Here is a 17,617-nt window from a genome sequence, read left to right on the forward strand (position 1 = left end):
GCCTTCCGCCTTGCTGTGAACTTGCGCGGTGGACAACTCCGTGCGGCTCCTTGCGGCGCCTCAGTCGTCCAAGCCCGCCAGCACGCGCACATGCGCCGCGACGCTGCGGCCCAGGGCGCTCAGGTTGTAGCCCCCCTCCAGACAGGAGACGATGCGCCCCTCGCACACCTCGGCCGCCAGCTCGCGCAGCGCGCGGGTGATCCAGGCGTAATCGGCCTCCACCAAGCCCATCTGGCCGAGGTCGTCTTCGCGGTGGGCATCGAAACCGGCGGAGATGAAGATCATTTGCGGCGCAAAAGCGCGCAGGCGCGGCAGCCACTGCTGCTGCACCACCTCGCGCACCCGCGCGCCGTTGCTGTAGGCCGGCAGCGGCACGTTGAGCATGTTGGCGGCCGGCTGTTCGGTGCCGCTGTACGGGTAGAAGGGATGCTGGAAAAAACTCGTCATGAGCACCCGTGCATCGCCGCTGAAAATGTCTTCCGTGCCGTTGCCGTGATGCACGTCGAAATCGACGATGGCCACGCGCTCCAGCCCGCGCTTGTCCAGCGCATGACACGCCGCCACCGCCACGTTGTTGACGAAGCAAAAACCCATGGCCTGCGCACGCATGGCGTGGTGGCCAGGCGGGCGAATGGCACAGAACGCGTTGTCGAGGCTGCCGTCCAACACCGCGTCGGTCGCCGCAATGGCCGCCCCGGCCGCACGGCGTATGGCCTGCCAGGTCTGCGGGTTCATCGCCGTGTCGGGGTCGATCCAGGCATAACCGGCCTCGATGCTGCCCGCCTCGCGCAAGCCTGCGATCAGGGCGGCGCTGTGCGCCAGCTCCATCGCCGACTCGTCCGCCAGCGGCACCGATGGGCGCAGCAGCACCCAGTCCAGGCCGCTGGCCATCAGCCGATCGTCGATCGCAGCCAGGCGCTGCGGACTTTCGGGGTGATCCGCGCCCATCTCGTGCAGGCGGCAATCGGGGTGGGTGTAATACCCGGTGCGCATGGTGTCTCCTCGCGATTCGACATCTGACGATTTTCGATGCCCCGCACTCAGCCGATTCCACAGTGCGTAGGCACAATGCTGGTTCATTGTGCTACTACGGGTCGCGCCGCGTTTTCTACTCCCATGAACCCCCAACTCGCTGCCCTGGTGGCCCAGATCGACACCGTGCTGGTCGGCAAGAATGCGCAATCCCGGCTGGCGGTGTGCTGCCTGCTGGCCGGCGGCCATTTGCTGATCGAAGACCTCCCCGGCGTCGGCAAGACCACCCTGGCCCACACCCTGGCCCACACCTTCGGGCTGGAGTTTTCCCGCGTGCAGTTCACCGCCGACCTGATGCCCGGCGACCTGCTCGGCGTCACCGTCTACGACCGCAACACCGGCGCCTTCGCCTTCCATCCAGGCCCGGTGTTCACCCAGGTGCTGCTGACCGACGAAATCAATCGCGCCCCGCCCAAGACGCAAAGCGCCTTGCTGGAAGCGATGGAAGAACGCCAGGTGAGCATCGACGGCGCCACCCGCACCCTGCCCTCGCCGTTTTTCGTCATCGCCACGCAGAACCCGCACGACCAGCGCGGCACCTATGCCCTGCCCGAGTCCCAGCTCGACCGCTTTCTCATGTGCCTGTCGCTCGGCTACCCCGACGCCGCCGCCGAGCGCGCGCTGCTGCTGGGCGAAGACCGCCGCAGCCTGCTGGCCCGCCTGCCCGCCCTGCTCAACGCCACCTCGCTGGCCGCGCTGCAGCAGCAGGCGCAAGCCGTGCATGTCGCCGCCGCGCTGGTGGACTATGTGCAGCGCCTGCTCGCCGCCACGCGCGACCCGCGCCGCTTCGCCGAAGGCCTGAGCCCCCGCGCTGGCCTGGCCCTGCTGCGCGCCAGCCGCGCCCACGCCCTGCTGCAAGGGCGCGACTACTGCAGCCCGGAAGACGTGCAGACCGTGCTCCCCGCCATCGCCGTGCACCGCCTGCACCCGGCGGCCGAAACCGCGGGCTCGCGCGACGCCGTGCTCGGGCAGATTGCCGAGCTGCTGCGGCAAGTGCCCATCTGAAGCTGAAGCGCGGAGCAAGGCATGCGCTGCCCCACTGCCCCCCACCAGGCCGTCGCGCCATTCGCGCGGTTTGCGCGACATGACCGGGCGGCGACACAACCCCTCGCCTTGCGGAGCCCGCATTGAGCAAGGCCGCCGCCAGCACGCTCGAAACGCGCCGCCTCTGGCCCGGCAGACGCGCCGCGCCAGACCCGCGCCCGCCCTCGCCCAACAGCCTGCGCGAGCGCTTCGGCCGCTGGGCGCAGGCGCGCCACGAGCCCGGGGCGCAAACCCTGCTGAGTCATCGCAACGTCTACATCCTGCCCACGCGTGCCGGCTGGTTCTTCGCCCTCACCCTGCTGGTGCTGCTGGTCGCGGCCATCAACTACCAGCTCAACCTCGGCTACCTGCTCACCTTCCTGCTCGCAGGCAGCGCCCTGGTGTCGCTGCACATCACCCACAACAATGTGCGCGGCTTGACGCTCGCCGCCCGCATGCCCGACGACGCCCCGCTCTACGCCGGTCAGCCCGCCGCGCTGCGCCTGCAACTGCACAGCCCCGGGCGCCAGCGCTGGGGCCTGCAACTCGCCGCCGGACGCCAGGGCTGGCACGCGCTGGACGTGGGGCGCGACGCCACCGCCGACTTCGCCCTGCCCTGGACCCCGCCCGCGCGCGGCCACCAGCCCTGGCCGCTGCTGCGGATCGAGAGCCGCTACCCGCTGGGCCTGTGGCGCGCCTGGAGCGTGTGGCGTCCCGGTGCTGCGCTCTGGGTCTATCCGCAACCCGAAAACCCGGCGCCGCCGTTGCCCGCGCAGCACCAGGTTCGCAGCGAAGGCCAAGTGCCCACGCGCCAGGTGCTCGGCGACGAACTCGACGACCTGCGCCCCTACCGCCGTGGCGACCCATTGCGCCATGTGGTGTGGAAAAAAGCCGCGAGCGACGACCTCGTCGTGCGCGCTGCCACCCCCGCCACCGCCCAGCCCGAGCGCTGGCTCGACTGGGCCGATCTGCCCGCCGCACTGCCGCTCGAAGCACGTCTGTCGCGCCTGTGCGCCTGGGTGCTGGCAGCAGCGCAGGCCCCCCAGCCCTACGGCCTGCGCCTGCCTGGCCGCGACATCCCCCCGGGCCACGGCCCCGCGCACACGCGCCAGTGTCTGCGCGAGCTGGCAGGCTACGGCCGCGTCGATACAGTCGGTTGATGGCATGCAGGCCGCCTCCCCGCCTCCGCTCCGCAGCACGGCCCGCTGGCTCGCCCATCTGCGCAGCTTGCCGCGCGACGCGCGCGACACGCTGTTCCTGCTCGCCGTTGCCGCCATCACCCTGGTGCCGCTGGCCGGTCATCTGCCGGGCTGGGCGGTGGCGGGGTCTGGCGCCCTGCTGGCGTGGCGCGCCCTGCTGGCTTGGCGCAGCCGGCCGCTGCCGTCGCGCTGGTGGCTGGCGCTCCTGCTCATGCTCGGCGTGGCTGGTGCCTTGCTGCAGTTCCACACCATCTTCGGGCGCGACCCGGGCATCACCCTCGTCAGCCTGCTGCTCGGGCTGAAGGCGCTGGAAACGCGCAACCGGCGCGATGCCTATGTGTTGTTCTACCTCGGCTTTTTTGGCGTCTCGGCCAACTTCCTGTATTCGCAATCGGCCCTCACCGCCGGCTGGATGCTGTTGGCCACGGCGGGCTGGATCACCGCCCTGGTCAACGCCAACCTGCCCGCCGGCGAGCCGCCGCTGCGCCAGCGCCTGTGGCTCACGACCAAGCTGCTGGCTTTCGGCACGCCGGCCATGGTCGTGCTGTTCCTGCTGTTTCCGCGCTTCGCCGGGCCACTGTGGGCACTGCCGAGTTCGGCCTCCAACGCCACCGGGTTGTCCGACCAGATGGACGCCGGCTCCATCGCCAGCCTGGCGCGCGACGACAGCGTGGCGTTCCGTGTCGAGTTCCTCGGGCCCCGTCCGCCCGAGCGCGAGCTGTACTGGCGCGGCCCGGTGCTCACCCTCTTCAACGGTCGGCAATGGAGCCCGCTGCCCGTCAGCCCGCAGGCCATTTCCGCCGGACTCGACCAGCCGCGCAACGTCCGCCCCGAAGGCCCCGGCATCCGCTACGCCGTCACGCTGCAGCCTTCGCAGCAGCCCTTCGTCTTCGCCCTCGATGCCGCCGAAGGCCCGCCGGTGCTCTACGGCCAGCCACAGACCGATGTGGCCCAGCTCTCCAACCTGGAGCTGCGCGCCAGCCGGCCCATCACCCGGCTCACGCGCTACGACATCACCTCCTACCCCCGCTTCAGCTACGGGCCGCGGCGATTGGGCCCGCGCTTCGAGGCCGATCTGCAACTGCCGCCCGGCGACAACCCGCGCACCGTCGCCCTGGGCGAACAGTTCGCCCGCCAGGCGCAGGCGGATGGCGGCGGCCCGCTGCAGGTGGCGCAAGCCGTGCTGCAGATGTTCCGCCGCGAGCCCTTCCACTACAGCCTGAACCCCGGCGCCTACCCCGGGCGCAACCAGATCGACGATTTTCTGTTCGACCGCCGCGTCGGCTTTTGCGAGCACTATGCCCAGGCCTTCGTCGTGCTCCTGCGCGCCGCCGGCATTCCAGCGCGCATCGTCACCGGCTATCAGGGCGGACGCGAAAACCCCATCGACCACACCTGGGTGGTGCGCCAGAGCGACGCCCATGCCTGGGCCGAATACTGGGTGGCCGGGCGTGGCTGGCTGCGCGCCGACCCCACCGCCATGGTCGACCCCTCCCGCATCGACCGCAGCGGGCAGACCCTCGCCGCGCGCGAGCCGCTGCTCGGCATTGCCGCCTTCGGCCCGCGTGACGCCGCCCTGCTGCTGCGCCTGCGCAACCTGGGCGATGCGCTCAACAACGCCTGGAACCAATGGGTGCTGGACTACGGCCAAACCCGGCAGAACAACCTGCTGCGCAAGCTCGGCATGGCGCAACCCAACTGGGCGCAACTCTCCGCACTGGCGGTTGCCGCGCTCAGCCTGGCCGTCAGCCTCATGGGCCTGCTGCTGGTGTGGGAGCGCCGCAAGACCGACCCCTGGAACGCCGCCTACGCCGCGCTGCGCGCGCGCCTGAGCCAAGCCGGCATCGCCAGCACCCCGTCCGATGCCCCTGCAGCCCTGGCCGCGCGCCTGCGCCAAAGCGCACTGGGGCCCGCAGCCGTCACCGAAGCCTGCGCCCTGCTCGACGCCCTGGACCGCTGGCGCTACGCCCGACCCGACGCCGATCGGGCTCGGAGCGAGCGGCAACGACTGCGCCAACTGCGCCGCCACATCGCCCGGCTGCGGCTGCCGCCGGGATTCGCGGGCCAGAACTGACGCCCGGCGCCCATTCGCACCGCCAGGCTCAATGCGCCGACGCGGTTTCCTTGCCCAGATATGTTGCCTGGACCTCGGGCGATTCGAGCAGTTCGCGTGCGCTGGCCTGCAGGGCGATGCGCCCGGTTTCCAGCACATAGCCACGATCGGCCAGCTTCAGCGCCATGCGTGCGTTCTGCTCGACCAGCAGCAAGGTCATGCCCTGCTGCCGGATCTGGCGCAGGGAGCGAAAAATATCGCGCACGATGATCGGCGCCAGCCCCAGGCTGGGCTCGTCGAGCAGCAGCAATCGGGGCTTGGCCATCAGCGCGCGGCCGATGGCCAGCATCTGCTGCTCGCCGCCCGACAAGGTGCCGGCGAGCTGCCGGCTGCGCTCCTCCAGCCGCGGGAACATGAGCAAGACCTGCTTCAGACTTTGCGCCGCTTCGGCAGGCGCGCGCGTGTAGCCGCCGAGCATCAGGTTTTCCGCCACGGTCAATGTGGGAAAGACGCGGCGCCCTTCGGGAGCCTGGGAAATGCCCAGGCGCACGATGCGGTCGGCGCCCACGCGGGCGATGTCCTCGCCGCGGAAGCGCAAATGACCGGCACGCGGCCGCAGCAGGCCGCTGATGGTGCGCATCAACGTGGTCTTGCCCGCGCCGTTGGCGCCGAGCAGGGTGACGATCTCGCCCTCTTCCACCCGCAGGCTCACGCCTTTGAGCGCCTGGATCTGGCCGTAGCGCACGTCCAGGTTTTCAACTTCCAGCAGACTCATGGAACGGCTCACGGAACCACCACTCATGTCCCACCCCCGGCCGCGGCCAGATGGGCAGGCGGCGAAACCGGCGCCGGGAGGTCGTCTTCGTCGTCGTCCTTGCCGAGATACGCCTCGATGACTTCCGGGTGGTTGCGAATGTGCTCCGGCGCGCCTTCGGCGATCTTGCGCCCGAAGTTGATGCAGACGATGCTGTCGGTCACGTTCATCACCACGTTCATGTCGTGCTCCACCAGCAACACGCTGATGCCCTGGTCACGCACCGCCAGAATGGTGCGGTTGAGCGCGGCGGATTCCTGGTCGTTCAGGCCCGCCGCCGGCTCATCGAGGATCAGCAGCCTGGGCTTGGCGATCAAGGCGCGCGCCAGTTCCACCCGGCGCTGCAGGCCGTAGGGCAAGGACGCCACGTCCTCGTCGGCCACCGTGTCGAGTTCGAGCCGCGCCAGCAGCTCGCGCACCTTGGCGCGCAGCTCCACCTCTTCGCGGCGCTGAAACGGCGTGCCCAGCAAGCCCTGCCACCAATGCTGGCGCGTTTGCAAGTGCAGGCCCGCCAACACATTCACCAGCACCGTCTGGCCGTAGAACAGCCGGATGGTCTGGAAGGTGCGGAAAATGCCGGCGCGGGCAATGCGGTGGGGCGCCCATCCGGTGATGTCCCGGCCGCCCAGTTCGATGCGCCCTTCGGAAGGTTTGTAGACCCCGGTGATGAGGTTGAACGCCGTGGTCTTGCCCGCGCCGTTCGGCCCGATCAGCCCGACCACCTGCCCTTGCTCGACGGAAAAACTCAGGTCGCCCACCGCCTGCAAACCACCGAAGCGAATGCCCACGCCGTCCAGACGCAACAGCGCGCCGCTCATTCCTTCGCCTCCTGCGGCTGGGCGCGTGGCCAGATGCCCTGCGGGCGCAGCACCATCACCACCACCATGGCGATGCCGAACACGAAGTAGCGGTACTGCGCGAAGCCGCGGAAGGCCTGCGGCACGACGAACATCAGCGCGGTGCCCAGCAGCACCCCCGGGATCGACCCCTGCCCGCCCACCAGCACGATGGCGAACAGCGTCACCGATTCGGTGAACACAAAAGCCCCGGGACTCACCGCGGCCATCAGCGTGGCGAACAGCGTGCCGCCGAAACCGGCCAGCCCCGCCCCCAGCGCGAAAGCCAGCACGCGGTAGGCGCGCGCATCGATGCCCATGGTCGTGGCGGCGAGCTGGTCGTGCTTGATGTAGAACAGCGTGCGGCCGAGGTGGGAGCGGTCGAGGTTGCGGATCAGCAGCAGCACCGCCGCGAACGCCAGCCAGTCGAGCCAGAACTGCGCGTTCTGGCTGGTGAGCTGCCAGCCGAACAGGCTGGGCACGCCGATGCTGAAAATACCGTCGGCCCCGCCCGTGAGATGGCCGACGTTGTTGTCCAGCGCCAGGATGAAGATGGCGTTGAAGCCGATGGTCGCCACCAGCAGGTAGTCGCCGCGCAGCTTCACGATGGGCGCCGCCAGCACCGCGCCGACGAGGGCCGCCACCAGCACCGCCAGCGGCCAGGTGGCGAAGATGGGCCAGTTGAACTGCGTGTTGAGCACGGCCGTGACGTACGCGCCCACGCCGAAGTACACCGCATGCCCCATGTCGAACATGCCCGCCCGCCCCAGCACGATGTCCTGGCTCAGGGCGACGATGGCATACACCGCGAACAGCGAGGCAATGAACACCCAGGTCTGGTCGAGCCCGAACGGCACCGCCAGCCCCAGCACCCAGAGCGCCGCGCCGACCCGGGGATTGCGCAACAGCGCGAGGATTGGTTTCATACCTTCTCCGCCACGCGTTCGCCGAGCAGCCCGGACGGCCGCACCAGCAGGATGCCGATCAGCAGGGCGAAGGTGATGGCCTCCTGCCACGAGCTCGACATGAAACCCGCGGCAAAGGCGTTGAACAGCCCCAGCAGCACCCCGCCGAGCATGGCCCCCGGAATGTTGCCGATGCCGCCGATGATGGCGGCGATGAAGGCGTTGAGTCCGTAGGTCCAGCCCATCGTGAAGTACACCTGCCGGTAGTACAGGCCGATGAACAGGCCGCCCACCGCGCCGATGGCCGGGCCGATGATGAACACGCTGGAAATCACCCGGTTGACGTTGATGCCCATCAGCCGCGCCGCGTCCTGGTCGCTCGCTGCCGCGCGCATCGCCGTGCCGTAGCGCGTGTGGTGCACGAACCAGTACAGGATGGCCATGAGCACGGCCGAGCCCAGCATGATCAGCACCTGCACCAGGTCGATGCGGGCACCGCCGAAGGTCCAATGCATGGCCGGCAGCAAATGGCTCGGGAACACCTTGAGCTGCGGCCCCCAGATGAGCATGATGCCATTCTCGATGAACAGCGAGGCGCCCAGCGCCGACACCACGGCCGAGAGCCGGTCGGCCTTGCGCAGCGGCCTGTAGGCCGTGAACTCCAGCACCAGTCCGGCAGCGGCAACGACCACGGCCGCCAGGATGAACGCCGCCCCCACCAGCAGCAAATGGCTCTGCCCGCTGCCGGCCCCCGAGCCCAGGGCGACGAGGCCGATGTAGGCGCCGAAAATGCACAGGTCGCCATGGGCGAAATTGATCAGCCTGAGCACACCGTAGACCATGGTGTAGCCCAGGGCGATCAGGGCATAGATGCCACCGACCGTCAGACCGTTGACCAGCTGCTGCAGCACGATGCCGAGCATGAGCGCGTCCCCTCTTTCTTGTTTTGATGGGGGTCGGGCGTGGCGCGCGCACAGCCGCGCCACGCCCGACCTGCCCCTGTGCCGGGGCTCGGGTGGATGTTTACTGGGTCACGGCCGCCGGCGGATAGGTGATCTTGTACCCGCCGCTCGGGGTGATCTCGAACGCCACATACGGGCTGCCGGTGCGCTCGCCCACGGCATTCCAGGAGAACGTCCCGGTCAGTCCCTCGAAATGCTTCAATTCGTGCAAGGCTGGAATCAACTTGGCCGGCTCCACGCTCTTGATCTTCTCGGCGGTATCGAGAATGGCGCGGAAACCATCGGCGTTGGTCAGCGTGAAAATGCTGGGCGGCTCGTGGCCGTAGGCGGCCTTGAACTGGGTGAGGAATTCCTTGGCCGCCGGATACGGCAAGTCCTGCGGCGCCGGCACGTTGATGATCACCGCACCCGCCGCCGCGTTGCCGGCAATCTTGGCAAAGGCCACATTCTGGTTCGCATCGCCGCCAACGAACTTGGCTTTCATGCCCAACTGCGCCATTTGCGCCTTGATCAAACCGCCGTCGGTGTAATAGCCCGAGAAGTACACCACCTGCGGGTGCAGGGCATTGAGCTTGGTCAGCACCGGGGTGTAGTTCTGCGATCCGGCACTGATGTAAGCCTTGTCGAGCACGTCGATGCCGTCCTTCTTCGCATCCGCCACCACCGCATCGGCCAGGCCCGTGGCGAAGCTGGAGTGGTCGGTCACCACGGCGATGCGCTTGTCACCCATGGCCTTGAAATAACCGGCGGTGAACAAGGCTTCGGCGCTGTTGGGCGGCGCGTTGCGGAAAAAAGTCTTGTAGTTGCGCTGCGTCAGTTCGTCGCTGGTGCCGTCGGAGGTCTGAATGACGTTGGCGCGCGCGTAGATCGGCTCGGCGGCCAGCGCAGCGCCGCTGGTGTAGCTGCCGATCACGGCGAGCACGCCGTCGTTCACCAGTTGCCGCGCGCAAATCGCGGCCGCAGCGGCTTCACCCTGGTCGTCGCAGACCTTCACGTCCAGCGGGTGGCCGAGCAGGCCGCCCTTGGCATTGGTCTGCTTCACCAGCAGTTTCACGGCATCGGCAATGCCTTGGCCTTCGTTGGCGTACTGGCCGGTGATCGGCGCCTGCACGCCGATCTTGATGGGCGAAGCCGCGAAGGCCTGGGAAGCAGCCAGGCAAGGGCCGGCTGTGGCCAGGGTGAGAAGAAGCGTTTTGGACAGGTGTCGCATGCTTTGTCTCCTTATTTGATCGTTGTTTGAAGGGAAAGGCCGCAATCGGGCCGTTGTTCGCAGCGGCAAGCGCCGCTGCCTAGCACCAGCCCGTTGATGCGCAGTCCCAGGCAGGCGACAGAGCTCCAGCGGACGGCAAAAGATGAAGCGCACCTCCGATTCCAACCCGGCATGAGGGGCGCACTCAACACGGCATATGCCTGCGAACACATGCTCCGACTTGCCGGGCATGGCATGCACGGTGTCGAAATTGACTCGCGACGCGCATCGCGTTTTGGCGCCGACAGGGTTGTCGACGGCGTGCGCCGTTCGCCGCGTCTTTCGTCGCTTGGATCAAGCACGCAGGTTCAGACTGGCGTCGAGCCATCAACACGCACGGATCTGAGGCGGCGCACCGCAGGCCTGCGAAAATATCGATAAGCACCGCCATGACGTTCAAAAGTTATACCGCTCAACGAATAAAGGTAGCACCAAATGGACCACACTAAAATAGATCTAGGTTTACTTTTTCAACAAAAGGTGCAACCATTCTAGGCTCAAACATGCAAAAGGTGCAACCATGCCAGTGACGACCATCGGTGTAAAAATTGATGACCATGTTCGTCTTCGTATCAAATCTGCGGCTGAGGCGCATGGACGCACGCCGCATTTCGTCGTTAAGCAGATGATCCTGCAAGGGCTGGAGCGGCTCGAACGTGGAGACGCGCTGGAGGCCGACCCGCATGATGGTGAGCTCAAGCCCCCGCCGCAGGAAGACCATCCAGCATCCCCGGTCATGCCGTTTCTCGATCTGGCGCAGGACGTGCAACCGCAAACCGTGCTGCGCGCGGCCATCACCGCGGCCTATCGCAGGCCCGAGCCCGAGTGTGTCCCCGCCCTCCTCTCCCAAGCTACCCTGCCTCCGAAACTGGCTGCGGCGGCGCAGGATACCGCCCGCAGCCTCGCCACCAAACTGCGTGCCAAACGCACGCGCGGCGTCGTCGAAGCGCTGCTGCAGGAGTACGCACTGTCAAGCCAGGAAGGAATAGCCCTGATGTGCCTGGCCGAGGCGCTGTTGCGCATCCCCGACACCGCCACGCGTGACGCATTGATCCGCGACAAGATCTGCTCCGGCGACTGGCAAAGCCATCTGCGCGGCGGCCACTCGTTGTTTGTCAACGCGGCCACCTGGGGTCTGCTGCTGACAGGAAAACTCGTTGCAACCAGCAGCGAGGTCAATCTATCCTCGGTCCTCACCCGTCTCGTTGCGCGCAGTGGCGAGCCCGTGGTGCGTGGGGGCGTGAACATCGCCATGCGGCTCATGGGCGAGCAGTTCGTACTGGGCCAGAACATCGCCGAAGCCCTGGCCAACGCCCGCAAATGGGAAGCCAAGGGCTTCCGCCATTCCTACGACATGCTGGGCGAGGCGGCGCTCACGGCGCAGGATGCCGAGCGCTACTTGCGCGACTACGAGCAGGCCATCCACGCGATCGGCAAGGCAGCGCAGCGCCGCGGCATCTACGAAGGGCCAGGCATTTCGATCAAGCTCTCCGCGCTGCATCCGCGCTATGCGCGCACGCAGCGCCAGAGGGTCGTGGACGAACTGCTGCCGCGACTGGCGCGGCTGGCGCGGCTGGCGCGTGAATATGACATCGGGTTGAACATCGACGCCGAGGAAGCCGATCGACTGGAAATCTCCCTCGACTTGCTAGAAAGCTTGTGCTTTGATCCGGCGCTTCACGGGTGGAACGGCATCGGGTTTGTGGTCCAGGCCTATCAGAAGCGCGCGCCCTTCGTGCTGGACTTCCTCATCGACCTCGCGCACCGCTCCCAGCGACGTTTGATGGTGCGGTTGGTCAAGGGGGCGTACTGGGATTCCGAGATCAAGCGCGCGCAGATCGACGGCCTTGAAGATTTCCCCGTGTTCACGCGCAAGGTGCACACCGACATCTCGTACCTGGCCTGCGCACGCAAGCTTCTGGCGGCGCCCAGCGCCGTTTTCCCACAATTCGCCACGCACAACGCGCACACCGTAGCCGCCATCCACACGATGGCGGGAGAAAATTTCTACGTGGGCCAGTACGAGTTCCAGTGCCTGCACGGCATGGGGGAGCCTCTGTACGAGGAGGTCGTCGGGCCCGATGCCCTGAACCGGCCCTGTCGCATCTATGCGCCCGTGGGCACGCACGAAACCCTGCTCGCCTATCTTGTGCGAAGGCTTCTTGAGAACGGTGCCAACACGTCCTTCGTCCACAAGATCAACGACCCGAAATTGAGTCTGGACGACATCATCGCCGACCCCGCCGAACTGGCCAGGAGCGTGGTGCCGCTGGGTGCTGGGCACGAGAAGATCGTGCTGCCGCGCGCGTTGTTTGGTGTGACCCGTGACAATTCCGCCGGGTTCGATCTCAGCAACGAGCAGCGCCTGGGCTCCCTGGCCTCTGCGGGGCTTGCAGGACTCGAGACGTCGTGGCAGGCACGACCCATCCTGGGCAGCGGCGAAGTGCAGGGTCCGGCGCGTCCGGTCCTCAACCCGGCCGACCTGCGCGATACGGTGGGCCAGGTCATCGAAACCGATCCCGCCATGATCGACACGGCCTTCACCCTGGCGCTGCAAGCAGCGCCTGTCTGGCAAGCCACTCCAGCACAGGATCGCGCGGCGATTCTGCGTCGCGCAGCCGATCTTCTCGAAGAGCGGCTTCCCAGGCTGGTGGGGCTGATCGTGCGCGAGGCTGGCAAAACCCTGCCTGCCGCCATTGGCGAGGTGCGCGAGGCAGTGGACTTCCTGCGCTATTACGCAGCCCAGGTCTCATCGCAGTTCCACAACGCCGTGCAGCGCCCGCTCGGCCCGGTCGTGGCCATCAGCCCGTGGAATTTCCCCCTGGCCATTTTCACGGGACAAGTCGCCGCAGCCCTGGCCGCAGGCAATGTCGTCTTGGCGAAACCGGCAGAGGAAACCCCGCTCATTGCCAGCTATGCCGTGCACGTGCTTCTGGAAGCCGGGGTTCCGGCAGGCGCGCTGCAATTGCTTCCGGGTGATGGTCGCGTTGGCGCAGCGCTGGTTGCCGATGCGCGTGTGCCGTGGCGTGATGTTCACCGGCTCCACCGAGGTGGCGCGCCTGATTCAGACGCAACTTGCCGGACACCTGGACGCCCAGGGTCTACCCATTCCCCTGATTGCCGAAACGGGCGGACAAAACGCCATGGTGGTCGACTCCTCCGCCTTGCCCGAGCAGGCCGTGACCGACATCGTCTCCTCGGCCTTTGACTCCGCCGGGCAGCGCTGCTCGGCGCTGCGCATCGTGTTGGTCCAGAACGATATCGCCCCCCGTCTGCTGGAGATGCTGCTTGGCGCAACCGCCGAACTTGCCATCGGCCGGCCCGATCGACTCTGCACCGACGTGGGCCCGGTCATCAGTGCCGAGGCGCGAGACACCATCACCGCGCACATCGAGGCGATGCGCGGCCGCGGCTTCAAGGTCAGCGCCCCCGAACTGCCGCAAGATGCCCGTCACGGCTATTTCGTGCCCCCCACGATCATCGAGATCCCGTCTATCGACGTCCTGGGGCGTGAGGTCTTCGGGCCTGTGCTGCACGTCCTGCGCTATCAGCGCGGCGAGCTCGATACCGCCATCGACGCCGTGAACGCGCTGGGCTATGGACTGACGTTCGGCATCCATAGCCGCATCGACGAGACGATCGCGCATGTGACCTCGCGCATCAGCGCCGGCAATATTTACGTCAATCGCAACATCATCGGCGCGGTGGTCGGTGTGCAGCCCTTTGGGGGTCATTCGCGCTCGGGCACCGGGCCAAAGGCCGGCGGCCCCCTTTATCTGCGCCGGTTAATCGCGCCCGGAAGCGGACCGTTTTTGTCAACGGCTCAAACGCCGCAGCCCCTGCTTGATCTCATCAAGGCCCTGCAAGACCAGGGCGTCGAGACCGCGGCGTTGCAAACCTACGCCGCGCATGCCCCGGCGCGTCAGATCACCGTGTTGCCAGGCCCGGTTGGCGAGCAGAACCAGTACCGGCTTGAGGCGCGGGGTACGATTTTGTGCCACGCCGACGCGCAAGAAGCCTTGCTGCGGCAGATCGGTGCCGCGCTGGCCACGGCCAACGTCGCGCTGATTTCAGGCAAGGCGGCCGATGCCGTCTCCGCGCTGCTGCCCTCCACCCTGCACGACCATGTGCGCCTCGCATCGCAAGACGCGACGCCCGACGCGGCGCTCTACGACGGCGATCCTGCCGGGCTTCTTGCCTTTCAAACCGAACTTGCACAACACACCCATGCGGTGGTGCCCGTTTGCGCACTGCCACGCGACGGGCTCACGCAGATGGATTACCCGCTTGAAATGCTGCTCCGCGAGCGAGTCACCAGCGTCAACACGGCAGCCGCTGGCGGCAACGCCAGCCTGATGACGATCGGGTGACGCCGAACACCGGGCAGCAAGGCTGCTGCACCATGCGCTCCTCAGGCGCGCGCGTGGTGCCATGACTCGATGCCCGGCAAACGCAGGCACTTTACCGGGCATCCATGCGCACTTGGGCAGCATGCGCCAACCGAACATCATCTTGACACCTGCGCTGAAGGTCAGGTACTGACAGCAGGGGTGATGGTTTTCGCCCGGTTGTGCGGCAGCAATTCGCCCAGACAGCAGCACTCTCCGCATGACTTCACAGGCACCGAGACCCTCCGAGCAGGCCCTGGATCCCGATCCTTGATCAGTGCGAGTCCGCCCACCTTGGCTGACAGCAACTGGCGCCCGCCGCATGCCGCTGGCATGATCCTCACGAGACATGGCGGTACTTCTTTCTTTCAAAGACGGGGGTTTCAAGAGTGAAGGAACCGAAGTGTCCTACAGTTACTGCGTTTTCTTGATGCACCGCAACTCGCCGCCAAGCACGGTGTGGCCGCCCGGCGAATTGGCGCCCTGGCGGTGGTGTCGTGATTTCCACATTCATCCGTGGCGAAGCCGCGGAGCAGAAATTCCCGACTGGCTGGAAGGCACACAAGCCCTATTTGCGCCTGACTCTTCAGCCGAAGTGAGGTTCATGGGGGAACCAGGCCCCATTCCCGGCGTTGAGGGAATGGGCGCTGATCAACATGGGTGCTTTTGTTGCGGCTTGCAGCCAGGCGTTGCGGCCGGATCGCAACGCTTGATACTCATGCCTCACATTCAGCTGAGCGAAAAGAAAGTCCGGGCTGCAGCCGTGCAGAAAACGCGCTCGTTCGTGTGATACGTCTCCAAACCTATGGTGGCGCCATATTGCGACACAACGCCGGCCTGGTACGCCGTAAACGCTTGCTGTGTTTGGGTGGCCATGGATTGCATCGTGGCGTTTTGTGCACTTGTCAGGCCTTGAGTCGCAAATGTTCCCGATGTGCCCCCGGAGATGTCAAGGTCAAGCGTGGCGTAGCGGAGATTCGGATCGCTCGGCACCTTCGAATTCAACACCGCTGTCATCGCTCCAGCCCCTTGGTTCCAAAACACCTCAGGGTCATTGAAGCCACCGCACATCATCAGAGGCATGCTGGGGGTGTAGTTGCGTAGATCGTTGGCTTTGAGGTCCTGGCGCAGCAGGAATTGCGGGTTGGCTGGGAGCGTTGGAGCCGTGGTCGAAAAGTTCGGGGCTGACCCGTCGACAGGAGCCGCGCCGTCGGGATTGGCGTCGACATCATTGACATAGGCTTCGCGAAAAGCCGTGCTGAAGAGGTAATTCGCAGGAGCAAATCCGGCTGCGCCCAACGGGGCGCCCTCGGGGAGCGCGTCGAGATTCGCATAGCCGGTCGGGGTCGATTGAAAAAGCGCAGTCGCAGGGATTTGCCGGCTCTGCACAGCCGCTTGGTATCCCGCATTGCCGGGAAAGAGCGATACCGCATTGGCATACTGCGTGGTAAATATCTGGCTCGGATTGAGCGATCCCTGCTTTAGATGTGCGTACGAGTTCACCACCATCGGCAAGAAGAGCGTACCCCCGAAATTGGGATGCCCTAGGAGACTGTCGGACTTTGCGGTCTTCCGGATGAAGACGCTATCCGAGACAATTGCTGCTGCACAACCGAGAGCCCGAGCCGATGAGCCGCTTCGTCCCTGTTGACCGAGACACCGCATATCTGTTGCCACCGTCGGTGGACGAATGGCTGCCCACTGATCACTTGGCGCGCTTCGTGGTCGAAGTCATCGAGCAGCTTGATCTGGGCGATCTGGCCCGACAGTACGCAGGCCGGGGCTCGGCGGCGCACCATCCGGCGGTGCTGCTGGGCCTGCTGATCTACGGCTACGCCAACGGCGTGCACTCCAGCCGCAAGATCGAGCGGGCGACCTACGACTCGGTGGCGTTCCGCTTTGTTGCGGCCAATACCCACCCCGATCACGACACGCTGGCGACGTTCCGCCGCCGCTTCTTGAAGGAGGTGGAGGCACTGTTCGTGCAGGTGCTGGTTCTGGCGCGCGAGATGAAGCTGCTCAAGCTCGGACACATCGCGCTGGATGGCACCAAGATCGACGCCAACGCCAGCAAGCACAAGGCCTTGTCGTGGGCTCATGCCAACAAGATCGAGGCGCAGCTGCGCCAGGAAGTACAAACGCTGCTGGCGCTGGCAGAGAACAGCGACCGCGCGACGGTACCCGACGGCATGGATGTGCCGGCGGAGATCGCCCTGCGTGCAGATCGCTTGAGCGCAATCGCGCAGGCCAAGGCCAAGATCGAGCAGCGCGCCAGCGAACGCCATCAGGTCGAGCAGCAGGAGTACGAGGCCAAGACCGCCAAGCGCCAAGCCCAGCGCGAGGCGGGCAAGAAGCCGCGCGGCAAGGACCCTGAGCCGCCAGAGGCCGGCCCCCGGAGCAGCGATCAGGTCAACCTCACGGATGAAGAGTCGCGCATCATGCCCGTGTCGGGTGGGGGCTTCGAGCAAAGCTACAACGCACAAGCCGGCGTGGACATCGCGACGATGATGGTGATCACCCAGCATGTGAGCCAGGCATCCAACGACAAGCGCGAAGTTGTGCCTACGCTGCAGCAGATCCAAGCGTTACCCGCGGTGCTGGGCGAGGTGCACACGCTCATCACGGACAACGGCTTCTTCAGCCAAGCCAACGTGATCGCGTGCAACGACGCGGGTATCGAGCCGCTGCTGGCGCTCAAGCGGGAGTCGCATCACACGCCGGTGATGGGGCGCTTTGCACCCGATGTGCCCGAGCCCCAGACGACGGATCCGCTCGTGCAGATGGCACACCGCCTGGGCACGCAAGCAGGCCGAGCCCTGTACGGCCTGCGCAAGCAGACAGTGGAGCCGGTGTTCGGCATCATCAAGCAAGTGATGGGTTGGCGCCAGATGAGCATGCGCGGGCTGGCCAAGGCACAAGGCGAATGGAGCTTGGTGACCATGGCTTGGAACATCAAGCGCATGCACGTCCTGCGAGCCGCGTGAGGGCAATAGTGCGCCCCGACCACGCCAAAACCGAGTCCCCAGGCCGCCCCATGTGCCCTCACAGTGTCTCGCCAACCATCGAGAGCGTTCGATCAGCGCGCCGCTGTCAAAAAAAACGCGTCGCACTGATCAATCGGATTCGCTCGGGTTCAAGTCCGACAGCCTCCTAGGC

Annotated in this window: 11 protein-coding genes and 1 pseudogene; 5 read left to right on the forward strand and 7 right to left on the reverse strand. The window is 66.4% G+C overall.

The window, feature by feature from the left end:
* Positions 1 to 60: 60 nt before the first annotated feature.
* Complete coding sequence (locus THIX_RS11620) at positions 61 to 993, reverse strand: histone deacetylase family protein (protein WP_112486369.1); 933 nt, start codon at positions 991 to 993, stop codon at positions 61 to 63.
* 123 nt (positions 994 to 1,116) lie between these two features.
* On the opposite strand from THIX_RS11620, the gene THIX_RS11625 reads away from it, so the two are divergent.
* The 3 genes from THIX_RS11625 to THIX_RS11635 all read left to right on the forward strand — a co-directional run bounded on the left by THIX_RS11625 (position 1,117) and on the right by THIX_RS11635 (position 5,328).
* The gene (locus THIX_RS11625; protein ID WP_112486370.1) at positions 1,117 to 2,037 is read left to right on the forward strand and encodes a MoxR family ATPase; all 921 of its coding nucleotides are present in this window, start codon (positions 1,117 to 1,119) and stop codon (positions 2,035 to 2,037) included.
* A 122-nt stretch (positions 2,038 to 2,159) separates the two neighbouring features.
* Positions 2,160 to 3,215: a DUF58 domain-containing protein gene (locus THIX_RS11630; protein ID WP_112486371.1), complete on the forward strand. Its 1,056-nt coding sequence runs from the start codon at positions 2,160 to 2,162 to the stop codon at positions 3,213 to 3,215.
* A 4-nt stretch (positions 3,216 to 3,219) separates the two neighbouring features.
* A complete protein-coding gene (locus tag THIX_RS11635) occupies positions 3,220 to 5,328 on the forward strand; it encodes a DUF3488 and transglutaminase-like domain-containing protein (protein WP_112486372.1) in 2,109 nt (702 codons plus the stop codon).
* Between the two features lie 28 nt (positions 5,329 to 5,356).
* Here the strand turns inward: THIX_RS11635 and THIX_RS11640 are convergent, their stop codons facing one another.
* The 5 genes from THIX_RS11640 to THIX_RS11660 form a co-directional block, all read right to left on the reverse strand.
* Positions 5,357 to 6,076 (reverse strand): ABC transporter ATP-binding protein, encoded by a 720-nt coding sequence (locus tag THIX_RS11640; protein ID WP_112488326.1) that lies wholly within the window; start codon positions 6,074 to 6,076, stop codon positions 5,357 to 5,359.
* Positions 6,077 to 6,105: 29 nt separating this feature from the next.
* Positions 6,106 to 6,939 (reverse strand): ABC transporter ATP-binding protein, encoded by an 834-nt coding sequence (locus THIX_RS11645; RefSeq protein ID WP_112486148.1) that lies wholly within the window; start codon positions 6,937 to 6,939, stop codon positions 6,106 to 6,108.
* The gene (locus tag THIX_RS11650) at positions 6,936 to 7,883 is read right to left on the reverse strand and encodes a branched-chain amino acid ABC transporter permease (RefSeq protein WP_112486147.1); all 948 of its coding nucleotides are present in this window, start codon (positions 7,881 to 7,883) and stop codon (positions 6,936 to 6,938) included. The genes THIX_RS11645 and THIX_RS11650 overlap by 4 nt, the downstream gene beginning before the upstream one ends.
* Complete coding sequence (locus tag THIX_RS11655; protein ID WP_112486146.1) at positions 7,880 to 8,785, reverse strand: branched-chain amino acid ABC transporter permease; 906 nt, start codon at positions 8,783 to 8,785, stop codon at positions 7,880 to 7,882. Before THIX_RS11655 ends, THIX_RS11650 begins: the two co-directional genes overlap by 4 nt.
* A gap of 100 nt (positions 8,786 to 8,885) precedes the next feature.
* Positions 8,886 to 10,034 carry a branched-chain amino acid ABC transporter substrate-binding protein gene (locus tag THIX_RS11660; protein WP_112486373.1) on the reverse strand — a complete coding sequence of 383 codons (1,149 nt, stop codon included), beginning with the start codon at positions 10,032 to 10,034 and terminating at the stop codon, positions 8,886 to 8,888.
* 559 nt (positions 10,035 to 10,593) lie between these two features.
* On the opposite strand from THIX_RS11660, the pseudogene putA reads away from it, so the two are divergent.
* A pseudogene (putA, locus tag THIX_RS11665) lies at positions 10,594 to 14,443 on the forward strand (trifunctional transcriptional regulator/proline dehydrogenase/L-glutamate gamma-semialdehyde dehydrogenase).
* A gap of 747 nt (positions 14,444 to 15,190) precedes the next feature.
* On the opposite strand, the gene THIX_RS11670 reads toward putA, so the two are convergent.
* Positions 15,191 to 15,976 carry a hypothetical protein gene (locus THIX_RS11670; protein WP_158540867.1) on the reverse strand — a complete coding sequence of 262 codons (786 nt, stop codon included), beginning with the start codon at positions 15,974 to 15,976 and terminating at the stop codon, positions 15,191 to 15,193.
* 113 nt (positions 15,977 to 16,089) lie between these two features.
* Between THIX_RS11670 and THIX_RS11675 the strand changes: the two genes are divergently transcribed.
* The gene (locus THIX_RS11675; RefSeq protein ID WP_112484377.1) at positions 16,090 to 17,445 is read left to right on the forward strand and encodes an IS1182-like element ISThsp16 family transposase; all 1,356 of its coding nucleotides are present in this window, start codon (positions 16,090 to 16,092) and stop codon (positions 17,443 to 17,445) included.
* Positions 17,446 to 17,617 lie beyond the last annotated feature (172 nt).

Origin of the sequence: Thiomonas sp. X19, from assembly GCF_900089495.1 — a bacterium.
Classification (GTDB): domain Bacteria; phylum Pseudomonadota; class Gammaproteobacteria; order Burkholderiales; family Burkholderiaceae_C; genus Thiomonas_A.